We start from the raw sequence: 18775 nt of genomic DNA on the forward strand, positions 1-18775 counted from the left end.
CTACCTTACAATCGATTAAACAATGAAAGGTCGTTAATTTTCATGTAGCTTGCCTGTGTAGCCTGAAGCGCAGCCATATAATTATTTAAACGAACCGATGCTTCACCATAATCCAACGCTTCTAGATCATTGGTTACGGCTTCAACAAATAACTTATTATCACCATGGCTGGATTCCATTAAATCTAAATTATTATGGCGCCCACCAATATCGGTTACTGCTGCTAAAACATTATCATGCGTTATATCTAGAGTATTTAACGTTGCTTGTAAGGTGTTATTGAGATTTGCTGTCGGGGCTTGTAACTCGGTTATCGCTGCGTCAATCTGATTTAAGATATTATTACCGCCAAGATCGAGCATTTCTTGTGAAGCAAAATTTGCTTCCATCGTAACGCCTTTGGCTACCGTCACTACGCGCTTATCGCTATTACCTTCAAAAATATAGCCACCAGCAGGTTGTGCTGTAATCGCTGGGACATCACTTTGAGTACCGGAAAAAAGGTAATTACCCTCTTCATCTTGAACGTTAAATGAAGACATAAAAGCATCACGTAAGCTGACTAATTTATTCGCATAACTTTCTCTATCGGCATCTGATATGGCACCATTTGACGCTAATAACAACGTATCTCGCATATCCTTTAACGTATCACTTGCGGCCATTAAATGAACTTCTTGCGAAGATAGCGCGGTTTTCACATTACTAATGTTATCTTGGTACTGATTTATCGCGCTATTTTCACGATCTAAATTCAATAAGTTAATAGAATCAATTGGGTTATCAGATAATTTGAGTAAGCGCTGACCTGTTGACATCTGCGCTAACACTTCACCTAAACCTTGGTTATTTTTTGATAGGCTGGTTAACATTAGCTGGCTAAATTGCGTATCACTGACTCTCATCATTCATCCCTTACAATAATCGTAATACTGAGTCGAACAGTTCATTGGCTGTACTGATCACTTTCATGTTTGCTTGATAAGCATTAGTAAATGTCATTAGGTTTGCCGCTTCTTCATCACTGTTAACCGCACTTAAATTATCTCGTGCTGCGTTGGCTTGACTAAATAAGGTTTCTGCGGCTTTTTGATCAACGGAGGCTTGTCGCGTTTCTATTGCCGTTTTACCCACCATAGAAGCAAATGCATCACTCAAGGTCACACTACCTAACCCATTGATCGCCATTGGTTTTGTCGACAAATCGATCAAGGCTTGTAACGTATCACTGTTACCCGGTGCCCCATCTGAAGATAATGCCAGCTCAGCCGGTGTGATCGCTGTGATATCAAGACTGCCCGCTGGTGAATTAGGATCGAATGAAAACAATGCTTGGCCTGGATTACCATTTAAATCAAAACCCGTCGCTAATACCTGATTAAATTCGGTTGCTAGGTTTTGTGCCATCTCATCAAGGGCTTGTTGGGTCGGTTTTAAGGTTTCTTTGAGATAGTTATCAAATGATCCTAACTGCCCTCCTAACTCACCTGTAACAGCAAAGGTTTGCCCAGAAAAATTAATTTCGATGTTCTTAATAAACGGCTCATTAACTATCGGAGTCGATTTTAATTGCGCAGCATCACTACCTAAAATCAAAGGCTGACCAGATGCCAGAGTAACTTGTAGGCTACCATCTGGTTGCTGAGTTGAACTGATCTCTACCACTTCAGAAAGTTGTTTAATTAATACATCACGTTCATCAATAAGCTGAGAAGGATTACCGCCTGTCGCTTGTGTCTCTACAACGCGGTGGTTTATATCTGCAATATTGTTCATTAAGCTGTTAGCATGCTCAATAGACGCCGTAGCCTTGTCACTAATACGCTTACCTTGGCCATGTAAAGATTCAGACAAAGTATTAAAGCGACGAGATAACGCTTTAGCTTCATTAATAATTTGCTGGCGATTAGGGGTAGATTCCGGTTTAAGTGTCGCGTCATTTAACGCCGAATATAAAGAATCAAGACCTGCACTAATATTAAAGCCCTCTCCACCTAATAGGCTTTCGAGCATCGTCATACTGTCTAAATTCGCATTGCTTGCTGCCTGTTGGCTGGTTGCTGCCCATGTTTGTTTTACAATGAATTGATCTGATATACGTCGAATACTGGCAATTTCAACACCACTTCCCGCACTTAATATATCGTTGCCAGCAAGAGCGCTCATCATCGCCTGCTGTCGACTAAATCCAGGCGTATTAACATTAGCAATATTATGAGCAGTAACATCAAGCGCCGTTTTATTGGCATTTAATCCTGTTAAACCAATATTAATCATATTCATAGCGATTACTGCTCCTTGTAAGATTGCAATGATTGTTGAAAAGCAGTACACGTTCGCATTGCCAATTGATCGGCCGCTTCATTATTAACAGGCTTTGGTGTGTCTTGTTTTTCCAGTGCTTGATGAGTTAATGCGGCACTATTTTGAACATCATTAAATCCTTGGTTAGGATTTAACTGTTTCATCAACATTTCTTTAATGCCTGTTTGCTGTTGTTTCGCCATTTCAATTGCCAACTGACCATCATAAAAATCGCGATAGACACTCTGTTGTTTGCTGGAAAATGGATTATCTTCATCAGCCAAGACATCACTACTACTTCGCATTTGGCGTAAAACCATTTGTAAAAACATCGCTTCAAATTGCCCAGCAACCACTTCTAAACCTTGCTCATCAGATAGCGAATGTTTGATTTGCTGCAAACCATTATTATCATGGTATAGAACATTATTTTTGTTAATTGTGCTGATATTGTCGTCGATCTTCATCTAACTCTCCTAAATCACTACCAGCTCTGCATTCAATGCGCCTGCTTCATGTAGCGCCTGCAAAATAGACATAAGATCATCAGGTGACGCACCTAAACTGTTCACGGCATTTACGATAGTATTAAGCTCAGTCCCTTCAGGCCAAATATACATTTGTGCCTCATCTTGGTTGATATCAACTTTAGAATTATTAACTCGCTCTGTTGTGCCTTGACTAAAGGCATTGGGCTGGCTGATTTGATCACTTTCTGAAATCGTCACTGTAAGATTACCGTGGCTCACAGCCGCTTCACTAACACGGACATTTTTGCCAACCACAACCGTTCCTGTTCTCGCATTAAATACCACCCGCGCAGCTTTTCTCCCTGTCATCACTTTTAAGTCTTCCAACATCGACATAAAAGTCACCCGCTGTTGTAAGTCTTGTGGCGCGCGCATTTCCACTCGACCTTTACTGATCGCAGTCGCCACTTTTGGGCCGAAAGTCGCGTTTATTGCACGGGAAATATTTTTCGCTGTAGTAAAGCTCGGTTGGCGTAAATTTAACGTGACAATGCTGCTGTTATTAAAGTCTGTCGGTATTTCTCGCTCTAACGTTGCACCATTAGGAATGCGTCCTGTTGTGGGTGTATTGACCGTGATTTTTGAGCCACTTTGCCCTTCTGCTTTTACCCCTCCAACAACAACATTCCCCTGTGCAACAGCATAAACTTCACCATCGATACCTCTAAGTGGCGTCAATAATAAAGTACCGCCACGTAGGCTTTTTGCATCACCAATAGATGAAACAACAACATTGAGCTCTTGGCCAGGTCCCGCCATCGCTTCAACGGTAGCCGTCACACTCACTGAAGCGACATTTTTAAGCTTTGGATCGATCCTATCGCCAATTTGTACCCCAAATTGACGCAGCATATTGGTGATAGACTGGCTGGTAAATTTCACTTGATTTCGATCTCCTGAGCCATCAAGACCAACCACCAAACCATAACCCACCAGCTGATTTGAGCGTATGCCTTGCACATCCACTAAATCCATCATAGGTACTGCTGTTTTAGCGCTAACGTTAAGCGGCATCCAACCAAACGTCACACACAAAAAAGAAAGGATAAAATAAACCATTTTTTTCATTAGAAAGGCATCCATGGGCTAGTGAAAAATTGTGTTAACCAGCCTGCAGCATTGCTATCAGCCAGTGCGCCTCTGCCAGAATAAGTGATCCTCGCATCACCAATACGTTGAGAAGACACTTGGTTATGACGATTAACATCATCAACCCGAACCACGCCCGTTAAGCGTATGTATTCATCCCCTTGATTAAGTCGGATCCACTTTTCACCTCTAATCATCAGCACACCATTTGGTAATACTTTATGTACAGTGACAGTAATTGCCCCTTGAAGCTTATTGCCTTGAGTGCTGGCAGCAGTGCCATCAAAACCTCGATCACCGCTAACACTGGCTGAGAGATCATCAAAGGTTTTATTACCTAATGTCGGCGCTGCAAATTCAATTGAAGAGGATTTACCAAACTTGGTATTGGCTTTTTTGCTTGACTGCGTTTGCTCATCCAACTCTACCGTTAATACATCGCCGACCCGATAGGCACGGCGATCTTGAAACAAGGTCATCGAATAATTATGGCGATACAAGCTGCCATGCTTGGCTTCAGGTAAGCTGTAATCAAGATCCGGTGGCGCAAATGCAGCATCATTAGGTTCAGGCGGAATAAATTCTTCACGCACTGCACAACCTGATACAAAAGCGAGAAAACATAGCAGCATTAAAAGCGTCTTCATCCTCACTCCCTATACGGCTTGAGCGACAAATTTCAGCATGTCATCAGCAGCAGACACTACTTTGGCATTCATTTCATAAGCGCGTTGAGTGGTGATCATATCAACCATTTCTTCAACCACTTGCACGTTCGAACCTTCTAGCGCCCCTTGTTTCAAACTACCTGCGCCATCAGTTCCTGCAATCATCTCTTGCGGCTGACCACTGGCTTGTGTTTCTTTATAAAGGTTACCGCCAACCGCTTCTAAGCCTGCTGGATTAATAAATTTCGCTAAGGTAATTTGTCCCAACTCTTGCGGCTGAGGATCCCCTGCAAGCGTCGCCGTGACAATGCCATCAACGCCAATAGATATCGTATTCGCTTCTTCAGGTATTTGAATTTGCGGTTGAAGTGGCAGACCTTGTCCGTTCACCATTAAGCCTTCAGAATTAACGTGAAACTGTCCATTACGGCTAAACATCACTTCACCATCGGAATTTTCTATTTGGAAAAAGCCCGATCCCATTACAGCAAGATCCAACTGTTGTTGGGTATTTTGTGAATTCCCTTGCGTAAACACTTTTTGTGTACCGACTACACGCACACCACTACCAAGCTGAACTCCACTCGGTAATTGATTTAACTGATCAACTTGTGCGCCTGGTTGACGTTGAATGCTGTAAAATAAATCTTCAAAAACAACACGATCACGCTTAAAACCTACCGTATTAACATTGGCAAGATTGTTGGAAATCGCAGTCATTTTTGTATCTTGTGCTGCCATTCCTGTTTTACTGACCCAAAGTGCTGAATGCATGATGACTCTCCTTGTAGTTATTGCGTCCTACGTGATTAACGTGGGTTCATTAAGCGGGTTCCAGCTTGTGCTAATGTTTCTGCGGTTTTCATCATTCGCACTTGCATTTCAAAGTTACGAGTTAACGACATCACACTGACGAGCTCATTAATTGCCGACACATTACTGCCTTCTAAATGCCCAGCCGTCATCGCTACACTCGGGTCTTGAGCAAAGACTTGATCATTCACTGGATGTAACAAGCCATCACTTTGTTTTTGCAGTTGATTAAAGTCCGGATTAACCAACTTTAATTGTCCGACTTCAAGCTTGGCACCACCGCCAGGAGGTACCACAGTCACCACACCCTTATCACTGATTTCCACATCTTGATGTTCTGGTAGCACTAAGGCTTCCCCTTCAGACATCAATGGAAAACCGTTAACTCGCATCATGCCTTGATCATCAACACGAATGTTGCCAGCACGGGTATAGGCTTCATTACCAGCGACTGTTTGTACGGTAAAAAAACCATCGCCATTAATTGCAATATCCAGTGCGCGCCCTGTTTTGATTACATCCCCTGCATCAAAACGTGTCGCTGCTGAATTAGTCACAACCATAGTGCGACCATCAAATCCCGCGCCCTGTAACGGGATGCTTTTCACCCGCTCCATATCCGCACGAAAACCTGCTGTGTCAGCATTTGATAAGTTATTTGAACGCACGTGCTGGGCTTTCATCACTCGGCTTGCGCCACTGGTTGCGGTATATAAAAAACTATCCATAACAGCCTCTCACTACACCGCGTTAAAGAGTGATTGAGTTAATTTATCTGACGTCGAAATAGTTTTAGCATTCGCTTGATAGTTGCGCTGAGCGGTCATTAGACTTACCAGTTCGCTAGTAAGATCAACATTTGAGCCTTCTAAAGCGCCAGCAACTAATCCACCTAAGGTCCCCGTACTTGGCGCACCATTAACAGGAGCACCCGAGCTGAAACTTTGGATCCAAGAAGTACCATTGGTTTTTACCAATCCTTGAGGGTTAGCAAAATCAGCCAGCATCACTTGACCTTGTAACTGAGATTGCCCATTAGTGTAAGTGGCAAACACCATCCCGTTATCTTCAACACGCACACCAGCAAGTTCACCCGAGGTATAGCCATTCGGCGCATTGGTACTCACGCCAAAATCCGCACCAAACTGGGTTGTGCCTGCAATATCAATATTTATATCCGCCGCATCCGCACCTGCAGGGTTGAAATTCACAGCGAAAGGAGTCGTTGGTGATTGCAATGTACCGTCGGTATTGAAAACAACATTTTGGGTTTGCGTCGGGGTCGCCGCACCATCAACGACCACATTCACCTGCCACTCATTGGCATTGGTTTTTGTGAAATACTGTGTAACGGTGTGGGGGTTGCCTAAAGAATCATAAACTTTAGAGGTATAAGACGAGTTAAAGCTGTCAGTCGCATTAGGATCGAAAGGATTAATAGCAGGATCAATCACACTAGAACGGGCATCTAAGTTAGCCACAAAAGCAAGCTCATCTGTCGCTTTTGCCGGCAGTGAAGCGGTAGTGATTTTTAAATTCCCTACCGCGCCTGCTTGTAAATTGTTATTCGCATCAACGGTATAGCCTTGAAGTTTGGCACCATTATTACTAACAATGTTGTTATCTTTATCAGAACCAAACACACCTGATCGGGTATATAAGGTTTGCCCAGTATGATCTTTAGTAACAAAAAATCCGCTTCCCGAAATCGCCAAATCTAACGGTCGACCGGTCCCGGTAATTGAACCTGTTTTATCAAAATTCTGCGAAATAGCTGCTACTTCAACCCCTCCTGCTTGCATACCATTGTATACCGCTGAAAATTCAGTACGTGACTCCTTAAAGCCCGAGGTAGAAACATTGGCAATATTATTACTAATAGTATTTAACTGAACATTGGTTGCGTCTAATCCACTTAATGCGATATCAAAACTCATAACTTCCTCTTTTCTTCATTCCTTGATTACTTTCGTTCACGGTTTAAACCAAGCGAAAGCTTAAATAGATTTACTCGCCAAACTGGCTAATTTGATAAAACGGTACTCGACCAATACCTTCAACATTTACCAACGCGGCACCACCATTAGAGGGCACACGAACCTGTGACACTTCTCCTGCAAGCAAAACACTGGGTTGTGGTAAATCTTTCGCGACCTCAACACTGATCTGGTATTGCCCTTTAGCCAAACCCAATGCGTTAGGATCAATCGTAAATTCCACTTCACCTTTATTTTTAGGGCCTAACGGCATGGTTTTCTTGTTACCAACAAGATCAGTTAGAACAATCGAGACGGTGCTCGATGCATGATCTAATTCAATTCGCCCTTGCTGCTTAGCATCCGTTAATTCAACCTCACTGCCTTCAACATACACGGTTTGCCCTACTAACCCAGCCGTTGACAGAACTTGCATGTTATCCAGTAAAACCATGCTGTTTTGCATCAACTTCGCCATGTTCTCAGTACTTTCAACCTGAGAAAATTGTGCTAATTGCCCGACGTATTCAGTACCATCAAGCGGATTTAACGGATCTTGGTTTTGAATTTGAGCCACCATTAAATTAATGAATTCATTTTTTAATGAGTTAGCATCGTTAGCATTATTCGGGTTACCCGCGACAGCCATATTGGTCGACTCAATCGCAGGCACATCGGTACTCAGTGCGTTAAATTGTGCAATGGTCATCAGTTACCCTCACCTAAACGAAGCAACCCTTGCTGCATGCTTTTCACATTACTCAACACTTCAACATTGGTTTCAAAACTGCGAGTTGCTGACATCATGTCTGCCATTTCTGCGACTACATCTATATCAGGGTAATAGACATATCCCTCTTCATTGGCCAGTGGGTTACTCGGCTCAAAGCGTTTTTCAGCCTCTCCAGCATGTTGAACCACATCCATAATGCGTACTTCAGCACTCGGATAGTCTGCTTGATCTCCAGTTAATTGAGTTTTGTTGTAAACTGTGGCGAATACAGGTTTTAAAGCCTTGTAAGCATCGTTGGGATTGGCTGCGACTGCATCGGCATTCGCTAAATTACTTGCGACAGTATTTAAACGTATGGTTTGCGCATTCATTGCGGAACCCGCAATGGAATAAATATCAGTAAATGCCATTATTAACGTCCTTTAATCACGGCAGCTAAACCCTTAAATTTCATATTCATAAACGTTAAGCTGCTCTGAAAATCCATGTTATTTTTAGTAAACTTCGCCTGTTCAACACTGAGCTCCACCGTGTTGCCATCTTTCGAATTTTGGTAAGGCACAGCGTAACCATCAGACACCACCAATTGGGTCGGTGATTTTTGTACTTTTCCAACCTCTATTTGACTTACAATGGCATCAAAGCGAATATCTTTTGCTAGGTATCCAGGGGTATCGACATTTGCTAAATTACTGGCAAGCACCTTGGCTCTTTGCACCCGAAAGTCGAGCGTTTGAGGATGAACACCGAGTGCATTTTCAAAACTTATTGCCATTAACCACTCCTTAGACAGTACAACCAAGATTGCAATAGAGTGTATTAATCCAAAATACGTGCCATAAATATAAGCATTAATATTCAATAAGTTAAAACCACAACGGAACAGGAACTTCCCCCTCAGGGAAGCAGTACGGAAAGGAAAATCTGTGACTTTTTTACGCCTTACTTTATTACTTTGTTTACTGCTTTCTTGCTGGGCCAATGCTGAGCAACAAAATCTGACGTCTCAAGCACAAAAACTCGATACCAACGCATTAACAGAAGAGCTAAAAGAAACAGTCAATAAAGAGATCCAGCAATATAGCAAGCGCCATCATTGGTCGAACGGAGTCAGTAAAATTAAAGTACAACTGCCAGCTGCAGCAGCCTCATTACCTGTTTGTCCAACTACCTTCATGATTGCTAGCCAAGATAATCAACAACAGCCCATTGGACGCTTAAAAAAACAAATAACGTGTGAAAGCTCAACGGTGAACTGGCGACTAAATGCTACGGTTTACGTCCAATTAACACTTCCAGTAATAATTGCCCGCACGTTAATCCATCGCGACGAGGTTATTACGAGGGACATGCTAGATAGCCAAAATCTGCAGCTTAAAGTACCTAAGCACATCATCACTGATGCGGATCAAGTGATAGGCTTACATACCATCCGTCAAATTCGCCAAGGGCAGCTGATTACTGAAAACTTGTTAAAAAAGCCGTTTCTTATTAATAAAGGGGAGCAAGTACTGATTGTCGCTAAGAAAGGTAAGTTTGAAGCATCAACCAAGGGAGTGGCTTTAGAACATGGAAAAATGCACGAACAAATAAAAGTGAAGAATACGGCGACTCAAAAAGTCATTCATGCTCGTGTTTTTGCGCAAGGAAAAGTAGAAACAATATTTTAAAAGCTGCAAAAGAAAATCCTAATATCTTGAGGTTTCAAGAAAACATGAAACGAAAAACCTTTTATCAAAATATCAGACCTATAGCCTCAAAGTTAATGGGTCTCACTTTGTCAAACAAGACCATCTTACAACAAAAAAAGCTCTGACTTTCATCAGAGCTTTAAACATGTCTATTTATACTTACTTAAGTTGTAGTGGCAAAAGCAATTACAGTAGACGGTTTCCGTTGGCATCGATGATGACTTCACCATCTTCTTTAATTAGTGGTCCTTTCGGCCAGTTTTCTAGCACATCTAAGACCGCTTCACTAGGGCGACACAGTTTTACACCTTTTGCCGTACATACGATTGGGCGATTCACCAATACAGGGTGTTCTAGCATTGCTTCTAAAATCACGTCGTCTGATACGCTTTCATCTAATAAACCAAGCTCTTTAGCTGGCGACTTACTGGTACGTAATGCGGTACGTGGGGTTAAGTTTGCCGCTGCAAATAACGCTTGAAGCTGAGGTTTCGTCCACCCTTCTTGAATGTATTCAATCACTACAGGCTCATAGCCTGCATCTTGGATAATTTGCAGCACATTTCTTGAGGTACCGCATTCTGGATTATGGTGAATAACAACCATGTTTTTACTCTCCGTGTACTTTTGAAATAGTGTTTGATGCAGTTTCGTTTTCATCAAACCAATGACGGGTTCGGTTAGCAAACCATACTAAAGACAACATAACAGGTACTTCCACCAGCACGCCAACCACGGTGGCAAGAGCTGCACCTGAGTGTAAACCAAACAATGAAATTGCAACGGCTACCGCTAATTCAAAGAAGTTAGAGGTACCAATCATACAAGCGGGTGCTGCAATGTTATGGGCTAACTTCATGCGTTTTGCAGCCCAGTAAGCAATAGCAAAAATCGCATAGGTTTGAATTAACAATGGAATCGCAATTAATACAATCGCTTCAGGGTTAGCGATAATTGTTTCAGCTTGGAAACCAAACAATAAAACCACTGTTGATAACAAACCAATGATTGACCAAGGTTTTAGCTTGGCTAATAGGCTATCTAAACGAGAATGGTCGTTTGATTTATCTAACGCTTTACGAGTAATGGCACCCGCCACTAATGGGATCACAACATAAAGTACTACTGATAACACTAGGGTATCCCAAGGCACAGTAATGTCTGTCACGCCTAGCAAGAATGCAGCAATTGGTGCGAAAGCAAAGATCATGATCAGATCGTTAACTGATACTTGTACCAAGGTGTAGTTCGCATCACCTTTAGTCATTTGGCTCCACACAAATACCATTGCGGTACAAGGTGCAACACCCAATAAGATCATACCTGCGATGTATTGAGAAGCGGTTTCTGGGTCAACCCAAGAGGCGAAGAAAACTTTGAAGAATAACCAACCTAGAAATGCCATAGAAAATGGTTTTACTAACCAGTTAATCACTAGCGTTAGTACTAGGCCTTTCGGTTTTTTACCCACATCTTTGATCGATGAGAAATCAATCTGCATCATCATTGGGAAGATCATTAACCAAATTAATACCGCAATGACGATATTAACGTGCGCGTATTCTAACGATGCCACCACACTAAATAATTGTGGGATTGCACTGCCAAGAATAATACCGGCAATAATGGCAGCCCCAACCCATACGGTTAAGTAACGTTCAAACAGTCCCATTTTATTACCCTTCTTTTTGGTTTACACGTTGCATTAATTGCTCTGCACTTTCGACACGTTCTGAATAACGATCGACTAAGAAATCACTGTTATCGCGGGTTAATAGCGTGAATTTGACTAGCTCTTCCATAACATCAACGATGCGGTTGTAGTAACCAGATGGCTTCATACGATCATTATCGTCAAACTCTAAAAACGCCTTCGCTACTGATGATTGGTTAGGGATAGTCACCATACGCATCCAACGACCCAATACACGAAGCTGATTTACTACATTGAATGACTGAGAACCGCCACACACTTGCATTACCGCCAGTGTTTTCCCTTGAGTAGGACGAACAGCCCCCATTGAAAGTGGGATCCAATCAATTTGTGCTTTCATAATGCCAGTCATTGAGCCATGTCGCTCTGGTGAGCACCACACTTGCCCTTCTGACCAGATCACAAGATCTCTTAACTCTGCGACTTTGGGGTGCGTTGGATCTTCTGCATCAGGCAGTGGTAATCCTTCTGGATCAAAAATACGGACTTCTGCGCCCATTTTTACTAATAATCGCGCTGATTCTTCAATCACTAACTTACTAAAAGAACGCTTACGTAATGATCCATAAAGCAACAGAATACGTGGTTTATGGGTTGATTTCGGCGCAACTAAATCTTCTGATGTCGTAACATTGAACTGGTTTTCATCAAGATTTGGTAACGATAAGTCTTTAATTTCCATCTTATGGCCTATGTATAAACAGTCTTTAACCCTGTCACTAATCGATATGTAATTAGCAACTAGAACAATCTGATTCGAGTCGAGATAAACAGTCTTCTAAATATTTATTACTGTTTTGTGACGATGTTGAAATTATCTCGCTCATCCAAGGTGGTATTGTCGGATTCAGTCGGTAATACACCCATTTTGCTCGGCGCTCATCGACCAACAACCCAGTACGACGTAATTCTGCTAAATGACGAGACACTTTAGGCTGGCTAATATCTAATGCTTGTTGTAAATCACATACACAAAGCTCCCCTTTCAAGCTAAGGAGCATTAATACTTTAAGACGAGTGTCATCAGCCATTGATTTGAAGAAAGATAGTGTTTCCATAAACTCACATACGATTTTTCATATATATGATTTTTAATATATGTAGATATACTTTTAATGTCAACAATGAACCAAGAGTAAAAAAGCGTTTGTTCGATGTATGTAAATCTTCAGGGAGGGAAAGATGATTGTAGAATAGTTAAAGTGGGATATCAGACTATAACCATATCCCGCCAATAGGCAGTGTTAAGCGGTTTACTCTATCGTATTACATTGTTTCTCAATGTAATTATAGCTATGGCCTGCATCTAAACAGCGATCAATGGTCACGAATTCATGGAACGTTTTTACCGCATAAGCAAAGACTAATAGCAGCGTCACTCTTATCGTGACATCAACCCAACTCCCCCTTCCCCAGAGAGCTTTATTCTTTGGTTTCATAATCCTTTATCCTTTTCTATAGCGGCTATATAGCGTTCTAGTGACACCAATAAAAATACAAAACACCTATAATTTATTACTAGGCGTTCGCTTCGCTTTTTGATTTAACCAATGATCACTGTCTATCTGGGTATTCTTTCTTGGTGGTGGTGTTTTCTTGCTTGTTTTCTTCACAGGCTCTGTCACATCAGGTTGACGACGCTTTTTTATACCCTGTTTTTTGGTCGGTTTTTCTTCGATGGTGTCATCTTCAATCATACTGTCGTCTTCGTCATTCTCACTATCTTGCATTGATTGATAAGTGTTAAAGCGATTTTTAAGAAGAGAGAAATAACTGCCATGTGATTTCTTTTTTCGTTTTTTTATAACAAGTAAATTAAAGACAAGAAACAAAATTATAAAGGGAACAAACCACAGTACATCACTAAACATTAAGTTGTCCTCCTTTAAGTTTAAACAAATTCATTTTTATTATATCTATTATAACGCAATATTTTCATAAACTTAGTAAAAAATAATAAGTAGCTCTATTGTTTAATCAAGCTAAATGCTTATTAACATATGAATAGCTCGTATTATAGATAAATAGCAAAGCGAGATGTTAGAATCATGTATTGTTCTTATTCGTTAGCATTCTATCGATCATTGCTGCATCCTAACTTGAGACACGACATTATTAAGATTTGCAATCAGAGAATTCTCATGAAATTGATACCTACCCCAATCATTGTTTTAAGCCTTTTTTTACTAGTAGGTTGCGTAACTGAAAGTGTGAGAGTTGTACCCAAAAAAGTCAGTGTAAATGCAGGCATTGACTTTAATCCGTGCGGGAGTGAGGTAAAAGGTTATCAATTCTCACCTCAAGGTATGATCACGATTTCTTGCGTAAACGGGATGGTTTATTCTGTTCGCAATCAAAAAGAGTTAAAAAAATTAAAAGAAAATGTTATCAAGTGTCAAGAAAATGGCATTAATGATTATTCAGTTTGTTTAACTGTTAAAAGAAATAAGATTAAAGATGAAATTAAATCTAAAAATTAAATGTAGATTTTTAGTCAAAATTAATTATCTTTCTTTTTACCTTAAAAAAAACCATATTTTCCTTAAATTTCAAAACACCTGAAAAGTCAAAAAAATGACACGTTCGGCGTTATTTTTTAATAAAAACTCACGAATAGCGAATATATGACCCAGTTTTATGCATAATATGCATTTATGGTAACTTTAATTCTATTCCTAACTCTAACGTTATTAATTAATTTGTATATGCTAACAACAAATTAAACTATTAGAGTTATGCCATGCTATTAAATAAAAAGACCTATTTATTAATGTCACTTTTTTCATTACCAGCTTTCGCTCAGCCTCTTAATTTAAGTGATAATTCCTCTAATGCAACAATGAATACGAATAATGTTGTTTTAGGCCAAGGTGCCTCTGTTACGCAAAGTAATAATTCTGTTGCAATTGGTTATGCATCATCAGCGAAAGGGGAATCGAGTGTTGCTGAAGGTTACTCATCCAGTGCTAATGGTAATGCTGCGATAGCTATGGGGATTGCAGCAAAAAGCCAAGGTGATCAATCCGCCTCTTTTGGCTCTAATGCACAAACAAACGGTAATAGTTCATCTTCATTTGGCTCTGGTGCTAGTGCAACAGGCGTTCAAACTGAAGCATTTGGATCTACAGCCAATGCTGATGGCAATGCTTCTATTGCCTTTGGCTCTAGTGCTAAAGCCACTGGGTATTCAACGACGTCGTTGGGTACCAGTAGTGTAGCGAAAGGTACATATGCAATGGCTATGGGTACAAGTAGCCATGCTGACGGTAACTATTCGATGGCATTAGGGACTAAAGCGGCTGCGGGTGAAAAAGATATTACAATTGGTAACTATGCGACTGCATCAGGCAAACCAGGTTCTATTGCGATTGGCAATCAATCTGTTTCTACTGATGGCCAAGTATCATTTGGTAGCGATAAGATCCAGCGTCGTTTAGAGCATATTCAAGCCGGTATAGCACAAACAGATGCGGTTAACGTAAGTCAGTTACATCAAGGTATTTCACAAGCAAATAAGTATACTGATACTCAAGTAGCATCAACATTAAACCAAGCAAAGAGTTATACCAATACTTCAGCGGCTAACACTTTACACCAAGCTAATGAGTATACCGATACTTCAGCGTCTAACACTTTACATCAAGCTAATCGATATACCGATGATAAAACAGCAGCAGCCGTTAAACAGGCTAACCATTATTCAGATATTGACGCTAATAATGCCGTAAATAAAGCTGACCATTATGCGGATCAAAGTTCGGCATCAACACTCAATAAAGCTAATAGCTATACCGATCAACGTTTTGGTGAACTTAGCCAAGATATAAACAAAGTACATAACGAAGCCAATGCTGGTACTGCAAGTGCAATGGCGATGAGTGCAATCCCTTTCCGTCAAGGCTATCACTATACCATTGGCCTAGGTACGGCAAATTACGATAACCAATCTGCAATTGCATTAGGTGGTAAATTTGATGTTGGACAACGAGGCATCATTACTGTTGCTGCATCTGACGACTCAGAGCATGATACGGGTATTTCTGCTGGTGTCGGCATTGGTTTCTAGATTACGCCATATTTTTACTGAAAATAATAAGATCCCAGACTCAATAATCACGTCCATCCGTAATCATTATTCGGATGTGCGTGGTTGCCACCACCAGTGATAAAAGCGTCTTATTATAGATTGAACATCTTGTAATATTAAATACAGTGATGGAACTAATAATAAGGTCACAACGGTGGCAAATAAAATCCCAAAAGCTAATGATGTTGCCATCGGGATCACGATCTGTGCTTGTAAGCTATCTTCTAATAAAATAGGCGCTAGACCAAAAAAGGTCGTTAATGACGTTAATACAATCGCCCTAAATCGAGCACATCCTGCATCAATGACCGCTTGTTGTAATGCAACGCCTTGCTTTAATGCTCGATTAATAAATGTGACTAAAACTAACGAGTCATTTACCACTACCCCGGCTAACGCCAAAATACCAAACACACTGAGTAAATTAAGGGTAAGTCCAGCTAAATAATGCCCAGCTATTGCGCCGATAATACCAAATGGGATCACTGACATAATAATCAGTGGCTGGCTATAAGATCGCAGCGGAATCGCCATTAGAGCGAAAATAGTAAGCAGTGCCAGTAAAGAATCACGAATTAAACTACCTTTAGTATTTTTTTCATCTTTTGCTCGACCATCTAACGCTATCTTAATATCGGGGTATTGCTGTTGTAATTTGTCGAGTTTATTTGTCAAAATATCATTATAGATATCAGAAGGTGCTGTTTGTGCTTTATCAACATTAGCAGACACAATCACAGAACGTTTACGATCAACTCGATTGATGTTGGTATAAGAAGATTCAATATTAGCCGTAGCAACCTCTGTAAAAGGAACAAACTTGCCATTTGGTAACCTCACCTTCATATTCTCCAAATATCCAATCGTACTGCGTTCTTGTTGTGGATAACGGACCATGACTTTAACTTCTTCATTATTGCGCAAAACACGCTGTGCTTCGTAACCAAAAAAAGCATGACGAACTTGGTTAGCTAACGCTGATAATGACAAGCCTAATGCTTCCCCTGCTGCGGTTAATTGTAATTTCACTTCAGGTATTGGTGATGAGAGATCATCTTTAATATTCAACGTGCCATCATACTCAGATAACAGTTGTTGCATTGCTTTCGATGCGGCAGTAAGTTCCGTTAAATTTTCGCCTTTTAAACTAAACTGTAAATCACTTTGCTTACGATCAATCGAGGCATCATAGGTGATATTTTTCACTCCGACCAAAGGCGGCATTTGTGCTTTCCATTGTTTTAATATTTCAAAGCTACTGATCGGTAACGTTTCTGTTTTATGAAGCTCTGCTAAGATAAATAAATCTTGGCGATTCGCCATATTCATAAAAGTGTGTTTCACCACATTCACACCCAACTCTTGATATATTTTGGCATCAGCTTGATACAATGCATCTTCTATTTGAGCCGCAACACGTGCGTTATTTTCATCGGAAGAAGACACGTCCATATCTACATTCACTTGAATATAATCAGATGGAAGGTTAGGGAAAAAGACCCATCGCAATTGGCCACTCACAACAAGTGCGATAGCAAGCATTAAGATGCCAGAAAAAGTCGCTAAGACACTATAGCGATGCCTCGTACACACGGTAATAAATCGACGATAGTTATGATTAATAAACCGATCGACTGCGCTATTAAAACGCAATTTTAAGCGTGAAAGTAAATGAGGTGCCTTACTCGGCGGTGTTAAACGCATACGCGCTAAATGAGCCGGAAGGATAAGTTTTGACTCAATCAAAGAAAAGCTTAAACAAAGCAATACAATCCAAGCAATGGCTTTAAAAAATTCAGTTCTGGGCGCATCCGAAATAAGCATCGGGATAAACGCCGCCATCGTCGTTAAAACACCAAATGTTGCTGGAATCGCAACGTTTTTTACGCCTTTAATGACATTTTCGATTCTCTGGCCTTTGTCTTTTACTTCGGTATAAACACTTTCCCCCACCACTATTGCATCATCAACAACTATCCCTAGCACTAAAATAAAACCAAACAGCGAGATAAGATTAATTGATACCGCAATAAACGGTGTTGGCATAAACAAAAGGGTACCAAGAAAACAAAATGGGATCCCTAATATGACCCAAAACGCAACGCGTATATCAAGGAAAAGAGCCAGAATAACAAAGACTAATACGCCACCATATAGCATATTGGAAAGCATCATATTCAAACGCCCTTCCAAATAATGTGACATATCTCCCCATGTATCGAGATAGACTCCCGAAGGTAATTGGGCTTGTCTTTTGACTATATATTCACTGACTTGTTGTGAGATTTTAGTCGCATCTTCATCTGTTAAGTTCCGTACTTGAATGACTGCGGCTCGTTGGCGATTAAAACGATTTAAAATCCGATTTTCAACAAAACCATCTGAAACAGTGGCTACATCTGATAATAATAATCGGCTCCCATCTGAGCGTGTCCGTAAAACAATCGATGAAAACGCATCACCGCTATAAAGTTGACCGTTAGTTCGAACCAATAAATCACCATCTTTGGCTTTAATAATGCCACCGGGTAAATCTATAGATCGCTGTTGAACGACATTTGCAACTTGCTCAAAGGTTAAGCCATATTTTCTTAGTGCATTTTCAGAGACATCTATCGCTATTTCATAATCTTTTACGCCTGAAACTACAACGTCAGAAGCACTGGTTTGGAGTAAAATATCGTCTCGAATTTGTTTGCCATATTCTTTTAATTGCCGTTCATTGAGATTGCCATAAAGCGAAATGAACATAACATTACTGGTAAATTCAGCTCGCTTGATTAAGGGCTTTTCCATATTGACTGGAAACGTCGTGATAGCATCAATTTGTTGTTTGACATCATCTAACACTTTCTCAAGATCGGCCCCCGTATCAAGCTCTAGAGTCAATGAAGCCAACCCTTGGGAAGCGACAGATTCAATGCGTTTGATGTTTTTTACATTATCGAGCGATTGCTCAATTTTAATATTAATGCTTTGCTCTATATCTTCAGGAGATGCGCCTGGATAACTTGCCGTGATCATAATGCGATTCAAAGCAAAAGCGGGGAAAATTTCTTTATTAATTAAACTAATAGAAAATAAGCCACCTAAAATAACAAGCAACATAAGTAAATTGGCAGCAACATGATTATGGGTAAACCAAGCAATTAATCCTTTTGCTTTCATCG

Annotated in this window: 21 protein-coding genes; 3 read left to right on the forward strand and 18 right to left on the reverse strand. The window is 40.6% G+C overall.

What is annotated here, in order from left to right; genetic code table 11:
• Nucleotides 1-5 precede the first annotated feature (5 nt).
• The 11 genes from flgL to flgB form a co-directional block, all read right to left on the reverse strand.
• Nucleotides 6-905 (reverse strand): flagellar hook-associated protein FlgL, encoded by a 900-nt coding sequence (gene flgL, locus BTO08_RS21510; RefSeq protein ID WP_105062579.1) that lies wholly within the window; start codon nucleotides 903-905, stop codon nucleotides 6-8.
• Nucleotides 906-915: 10 nt separating this feature from the next.
• Nucleotides 916-2283, reverse strand: a complete 1368-nt coding sequence (gene flgK / locus BTO08_RS21515; RefSeq protein ID WP_105062580.1) for a flagellar hook-associated protein FlgK — start codon at nucleotides 2281-2283, stop codon at nucleotides 916-918.
• A gap of 5 nt (nucleotides 2284-2288) precedes the next feature.
• Nucleotides 2289-2771 (reverse strand): rod-binding protein, encoded by a 483-nt coding sequence (locus BTO08_RS21520; protein ID WP_005364299.1) that lies wholly within the window; start codon nucleotides 2769-2771, stop codon nucleotides 2289-2291.
• Nucleotides 2772-2780: 9 nt separating this feature from the next.
• Nucleotides 2781-3848: a flagellar basal body P-ring protein FlgI gene (locus BTO08_RS21525; RefSeq protein ID WP_230627007.1), complete on the reverse strand. Its 1068-nt coding sequence runs from the start codon at nucleotides 3846-3848 to the stop codon at nucleotides 2781-2783.
• A 53-nt stretch (nucleotides 3849-3901) separates the two neighbouring features.
• Nucleotides 3902-4570, reverse strand: coding sequence for a flagellar basal body L-ring protein FlgH (gene flgH, locus BTO08_RS21530; RefSeq protein WP_045152304.1), 669 nt, complete (start codon nucleotides 4568-4570; stop codon nucleotides 3902-3904).
• Nucleotides 4571-4579: 9 nt separating this feature from the next.
• Nucleotides 4580-5365: a flagellar basal-body rod protein FlgG gene (gene flgG / locus BTO08_RS21535; RefSeq protein WP_105062581.1), complete on the reverse strand. Its 786-nt coding sequence runs from the start codon at nucleotides 5363-5365 to the stop codon at nucleotides 4580-4582.
• 35 nt (nucleotides 5366-5400) lie between these two features.
• On the reverse strand, nucleotides 5401-6132 hold the full coding sequence (locus BTO08_RS21540; RefSeq protein WP_105062582.1) for a flagellar basal body rod protein FlgF: 732 nt from the start codon (nucleotides 6130-6132) through the stop codon (nucleotides 5401-5403).
• A 12-nt stretch (nucleotides 6133-6144) separates the two neighbouring features.
• Entirely contained in the window at nucleotides 6145-7341 is a 1197-nt protein-coding gene (gene flgE, locus BTO08_RS21545; RefSeq protein ID WP_105062583.1) for a flagellar hook protein FlgE, read from the reverse strand.
• Nucleotides 7342-7411: 70 nt separating this feature from the next.
• Nucleotides 7412-8089 carry a flagellar hook assembly protein FlgD gene (gene flgD / locus BTO08_RS21550; protein WP_105062584.1) on the reverse strand — a complete coding sequence of 226 codons (678 nt, stop codon included), beginning with the start codon at nucleotides 8087-8089 and terminating at the stop codon, nucleotides 7412-7414.
• Nucleotides 8089-8523, reverse strand: a complete 435-nt coding sequence (gene flgC, locus BTO08_RS21555) for a flagellar basal body rod protein FlgC (RefSeq protein WP_005364289.1) — start codon at nucleotides 8521-8523, stop codon at nucleotides 8089-8091. Before flgC ends, flgD begins: the two co-directional genes overlap by 1 nt.
• A 2-nt stretch (nucleotides 8524-8525) precedes the next feature.
• A complete protein-coding gene (gene flgB / locus BTO08_RS21560; RefSeq protein ID WP_005364287.1) occupies nucleotides 8526-8888 on the reverse strand; it encodes a flagellar basal body rod protein FlgB in 363 nt (120 codons plus the stop codon).
• A 151-nt stretch (nucleotides 8889-9039) separates the two neighbouring features.
• Between flgB and flgA the strand changes: the two genes are divergently transcribed.
• A complete protein-coding gene (gene flgA / locus BTO08_RS21565; protein WP_105062585.1) occupies nucleotides 9040-9783 on the forward strand; it encodes a flagellar basal body P-ring formation chaperone FlgA in 744 nt (247 codons plus the stop codon).
• A 207-nt stretch (nucleotides 9784-9990) separates the two neighbouring features.
• Here flgA and arsC read toward each other — a convergent pair whose 3' ends face one another.
• From arsC to BTO08_RS21595, 6 genes are all read right to left on the reverse strand, one after another.
• Nucleotides 9991-10410 (reverse strand): arsenate reductase (glutaredoxin), encoded by a 420-nt coding sequence (gene arsC / locus BTO08_RS21570; protein WP_105062586.1) that lies wholly within the window; start codon nucleotides 10408-10410, stop codon nucleotides 9991-9993.
• Between the two features lie 4 nt (nucleotides 10411-10414).
• On the reverse strand, nucleotides 10415-11476 hold the full coding sequence (gene arsB, locus BTO08_RS21575; RefSeq protein ID WP_105062587.1) for an ACR3 family arsenite efflux transporter: 1062 nt from the start codon (nucleotides 11474-11476) through the stop codon (nucleotides 10415-10417).
• Nucleotides 11477-11480: 4 nt separating this feature from the next.
• Complete coding sequence (gene arsH / locus BTO08_RS21580; protein WP_005366065.1) at nucleotides 11481-12200, reverse strand: arsenical resistance protein ArsH; 720 nt, start codon at nucleotides 12198-12200, stop codon at nucleotides 11481-11483.
• A 52-nt stretch (nucleotides 12201-12252) separates the two neighbouring features.
• Nucleotides 12253-12549, reverse strand: a complete 297-nt coding sequence (locus BTO08_RS21585) for a metalloregulator ArsR/SmtB family transcription factor (RefSeq protein ID WP_045128711.1) — start codon at nucleotides 12547-12549, stop codon at nucleotides 12253-12255.
• Between the two features lie 222 nt (nucleotides 12550-12771).
• A complete protein-coding gene (locus tag BTO08_RS21590) occupies nucleotides 12772-12957 on the reverse strand; it encodes a hypothetical protein (RefSeq protein ID WP_105062588.1) in 186 nt (61 codons plus the stop codon).
• A gap of 66 nt (nucleotides 12958-13023) precedes the next feature.
• Entirely contained in the window at nucleotides 13024-13389 is a 366-nt protein-coding gene (locus BTO08_RS21595; RefSeq protein ID WP_105062589.1) for a hypothetical protein, read from the reverse strand.
• Between the two features lie 270 nt (nucleotides 13390-13659).
• On the opposite strand from BTO08_RS21595, the gene BTO08_RS21600 reads away from it, so the two are divergent.
• Complete coding sequence (locus BTO08_RS21600) at nucleotides 13660-13998, forward strand: hypothetical protein (RefSeq protein WP_105062590.1); 339 nt, start codon at nucleotides 13660-13662, stop codon at nucleotides 13996-13998.
• A gap of 290 nt (nucleotides 13999-14288) precedes the next feature.
• Nucleotides 14289-15584, forward strand: a complete 1296-nt coding sequence (locus tag BTO08_RS21605; RefSeq protein ID WP_242446320.1) for a YadA-like family protein — start codon at nucleotides 14289-14291, stop codon at nucleotides 15582-15584.
• 66 nt (nucleotides 15585-15650) lie between these two features.
• Here BTO08_RS21605 and BTO08_RS21610 read toward each other — a convergent pair whose 3' ends face one another.
• A complete protein-coding gene (locus BTO08_RS21610; RefSeq protein WP_105062592.1) occupies nucleotides 15651-18773 on the reverse strand; it encodes an efflux RND transporter permease subunit in 3123 nt (1040 codons plus the stop codon).
• Nucleotides 18774-18775 lie beyond the last annotated feature (2 nt).

Origin of the sequence: Photobacterium angustum, from assembly GCF_002954615.1 — a bacterium.
In the GTDB taxonomy this organism is placed as follows: domain Bacteria; phylum Pseudomonadota; class Gammaproteobacteria; order Enterobacterales; family Vibrionaceae; genus Photobacterium; species Photobacterium angustum_A.

Excerpts from the sequence above, each read along its gene's own strand:
- flgL (WP_105062579.1), bottom strand. The coding sequence starts at position 905 with ATGAGAGTCAGTGATACGCAATTTAGCCAGCTAATGTTAACCAGCCTA.
- flgK (WP_105062580.1), bottom strand. The coding sequence starts at position 2,283 with ATGAATATGATTAATATTGGTTTAACAGGATTAAATGCCAATAAAACG.
- BTO08_RS21520 (WP_005364299.1), bottom strand. The coding sequence starts at position 2,771 with ATGAAGATCGACGACAATATCAGCACAATTAACAAAAATAATGTTCTA.
- BTO08_RS21525 (WP_230627007.1), bottom strand. The coding sequence starts at position 3,848 with ATGCCGCTTAACGTTAGCGCTAAAACAGCAGTACCTATGATGGATTTA.
- flgH (WP_045152304.1), bottom strand. The coding sequence starts at position 4,570 with ATGAAGACGCTTTTAATGCTGCTATGTTTTCTCGCTTTTGTATCAGGT.
- flgG (WP_105062581.1), bottom strand. The coding sequence starts at position 5,365 with ATGCATTCAGCACTTTGGGTCAGTAAAACAGGAATGGCAGCACAAGAT.
- BTO08_RS21540 (WP_105062582.1), bottom strand. The coding sequence starts at position 6,132 with ATGGATAGTTTTTTATATACCGCAACCAGTGGCGCAAGCCGAGTGATG.
- flgE (WP_105062583.1), bottom strand. The coding sequence starts at position 7,341 with ATGAGTTTTGATATCGCATTAAGTGGATTAGACGCAACCAATGTTCAG.
- flgD (WP_105062584.1), bottom strand. The coding sequence starts at position 8,089 with ATGACCATTGCACAATTTAACGCACTGAGTACCGATGTGCCTGCGATT.
- flgC (WP_005364289.1), bottom strand. The coding sequence starts at position 8,523 with ATGGCATTTACTGATATTTATTCCATTGCGGGTTCCGCAATGAATGCG.
- flgB (WP_005364287.1), bottom strand. The coding sequence starts at position 8,888 with ATGGCAATAAGTTTTGAAAATGCACTCGGTGTTCATCCTCAAACGCTC.
- arsC (WP_105062586.1), bottom strand. The coding sequence starts at position 10,410 with ATGGTTGTTATTCACCATAATCCAGAATGCGGTACCTCAAGAAATGTG.
- arsB (WP_105062587.1), bottom strand. The coding sequence starts at position 11,476 with ATGGGACTGTTTGAACGTTACTTAACCGTATGGGTTGGGGCTGCCATT.
- arsH (WP_005366065.1), bottom strand. The coding sequence starts at position 12,200 with ATGGAAATTAAAGACTTATCGTTACCAAATCTTGATGAAAACCAGTTC.
- BTO08_RS21585 (WP_045128711.1), bottom strand. The coding sequence starts at position 12,549 with ATGGCTGATGACACTCGTCTTAAAGTATTAATGCTCCTTAGCTTGAAA.
- BTO08_RS21590 (WP_105062588.1), bottom strand. The coding sequence starts at position 12,957 with ATGAAACCAAAGAATAAAGCTCTCTGGGGAAGGGGGAGTTGGGTTGAT.
- BTO08_RS21595 (WP_105062589.1), bottom strand. The coding sequence starts at position 13,389 with ATGTTTAGTGATGTACTGTGGTTTGTTCCCTTTATAATTTTGTTTCTT.
- BTO08_RS21600 (WP_105062590.1), top strand. The coding sequence starts at position 13,660 with ATGAAATTGATACCTACCCCAATCATTGTTTTAAGCCTTTTTTTACTA.
- BTO08_RS21605 (WP_242446320.1), top strand. The coding sequence starts at position 14,289 with ATGTCACTTTTTTCATTACCAGCTTTCGCTCAGCCTCTTAATTTAAGT.
- BTO08_RS21610 (WP_105062592.1), bottom strand. The coding sequence starts at position 18,773 with ATGAAAGCAAAAGGATTAATTGCTTGGTTTACCCATAATCATGTTGCT.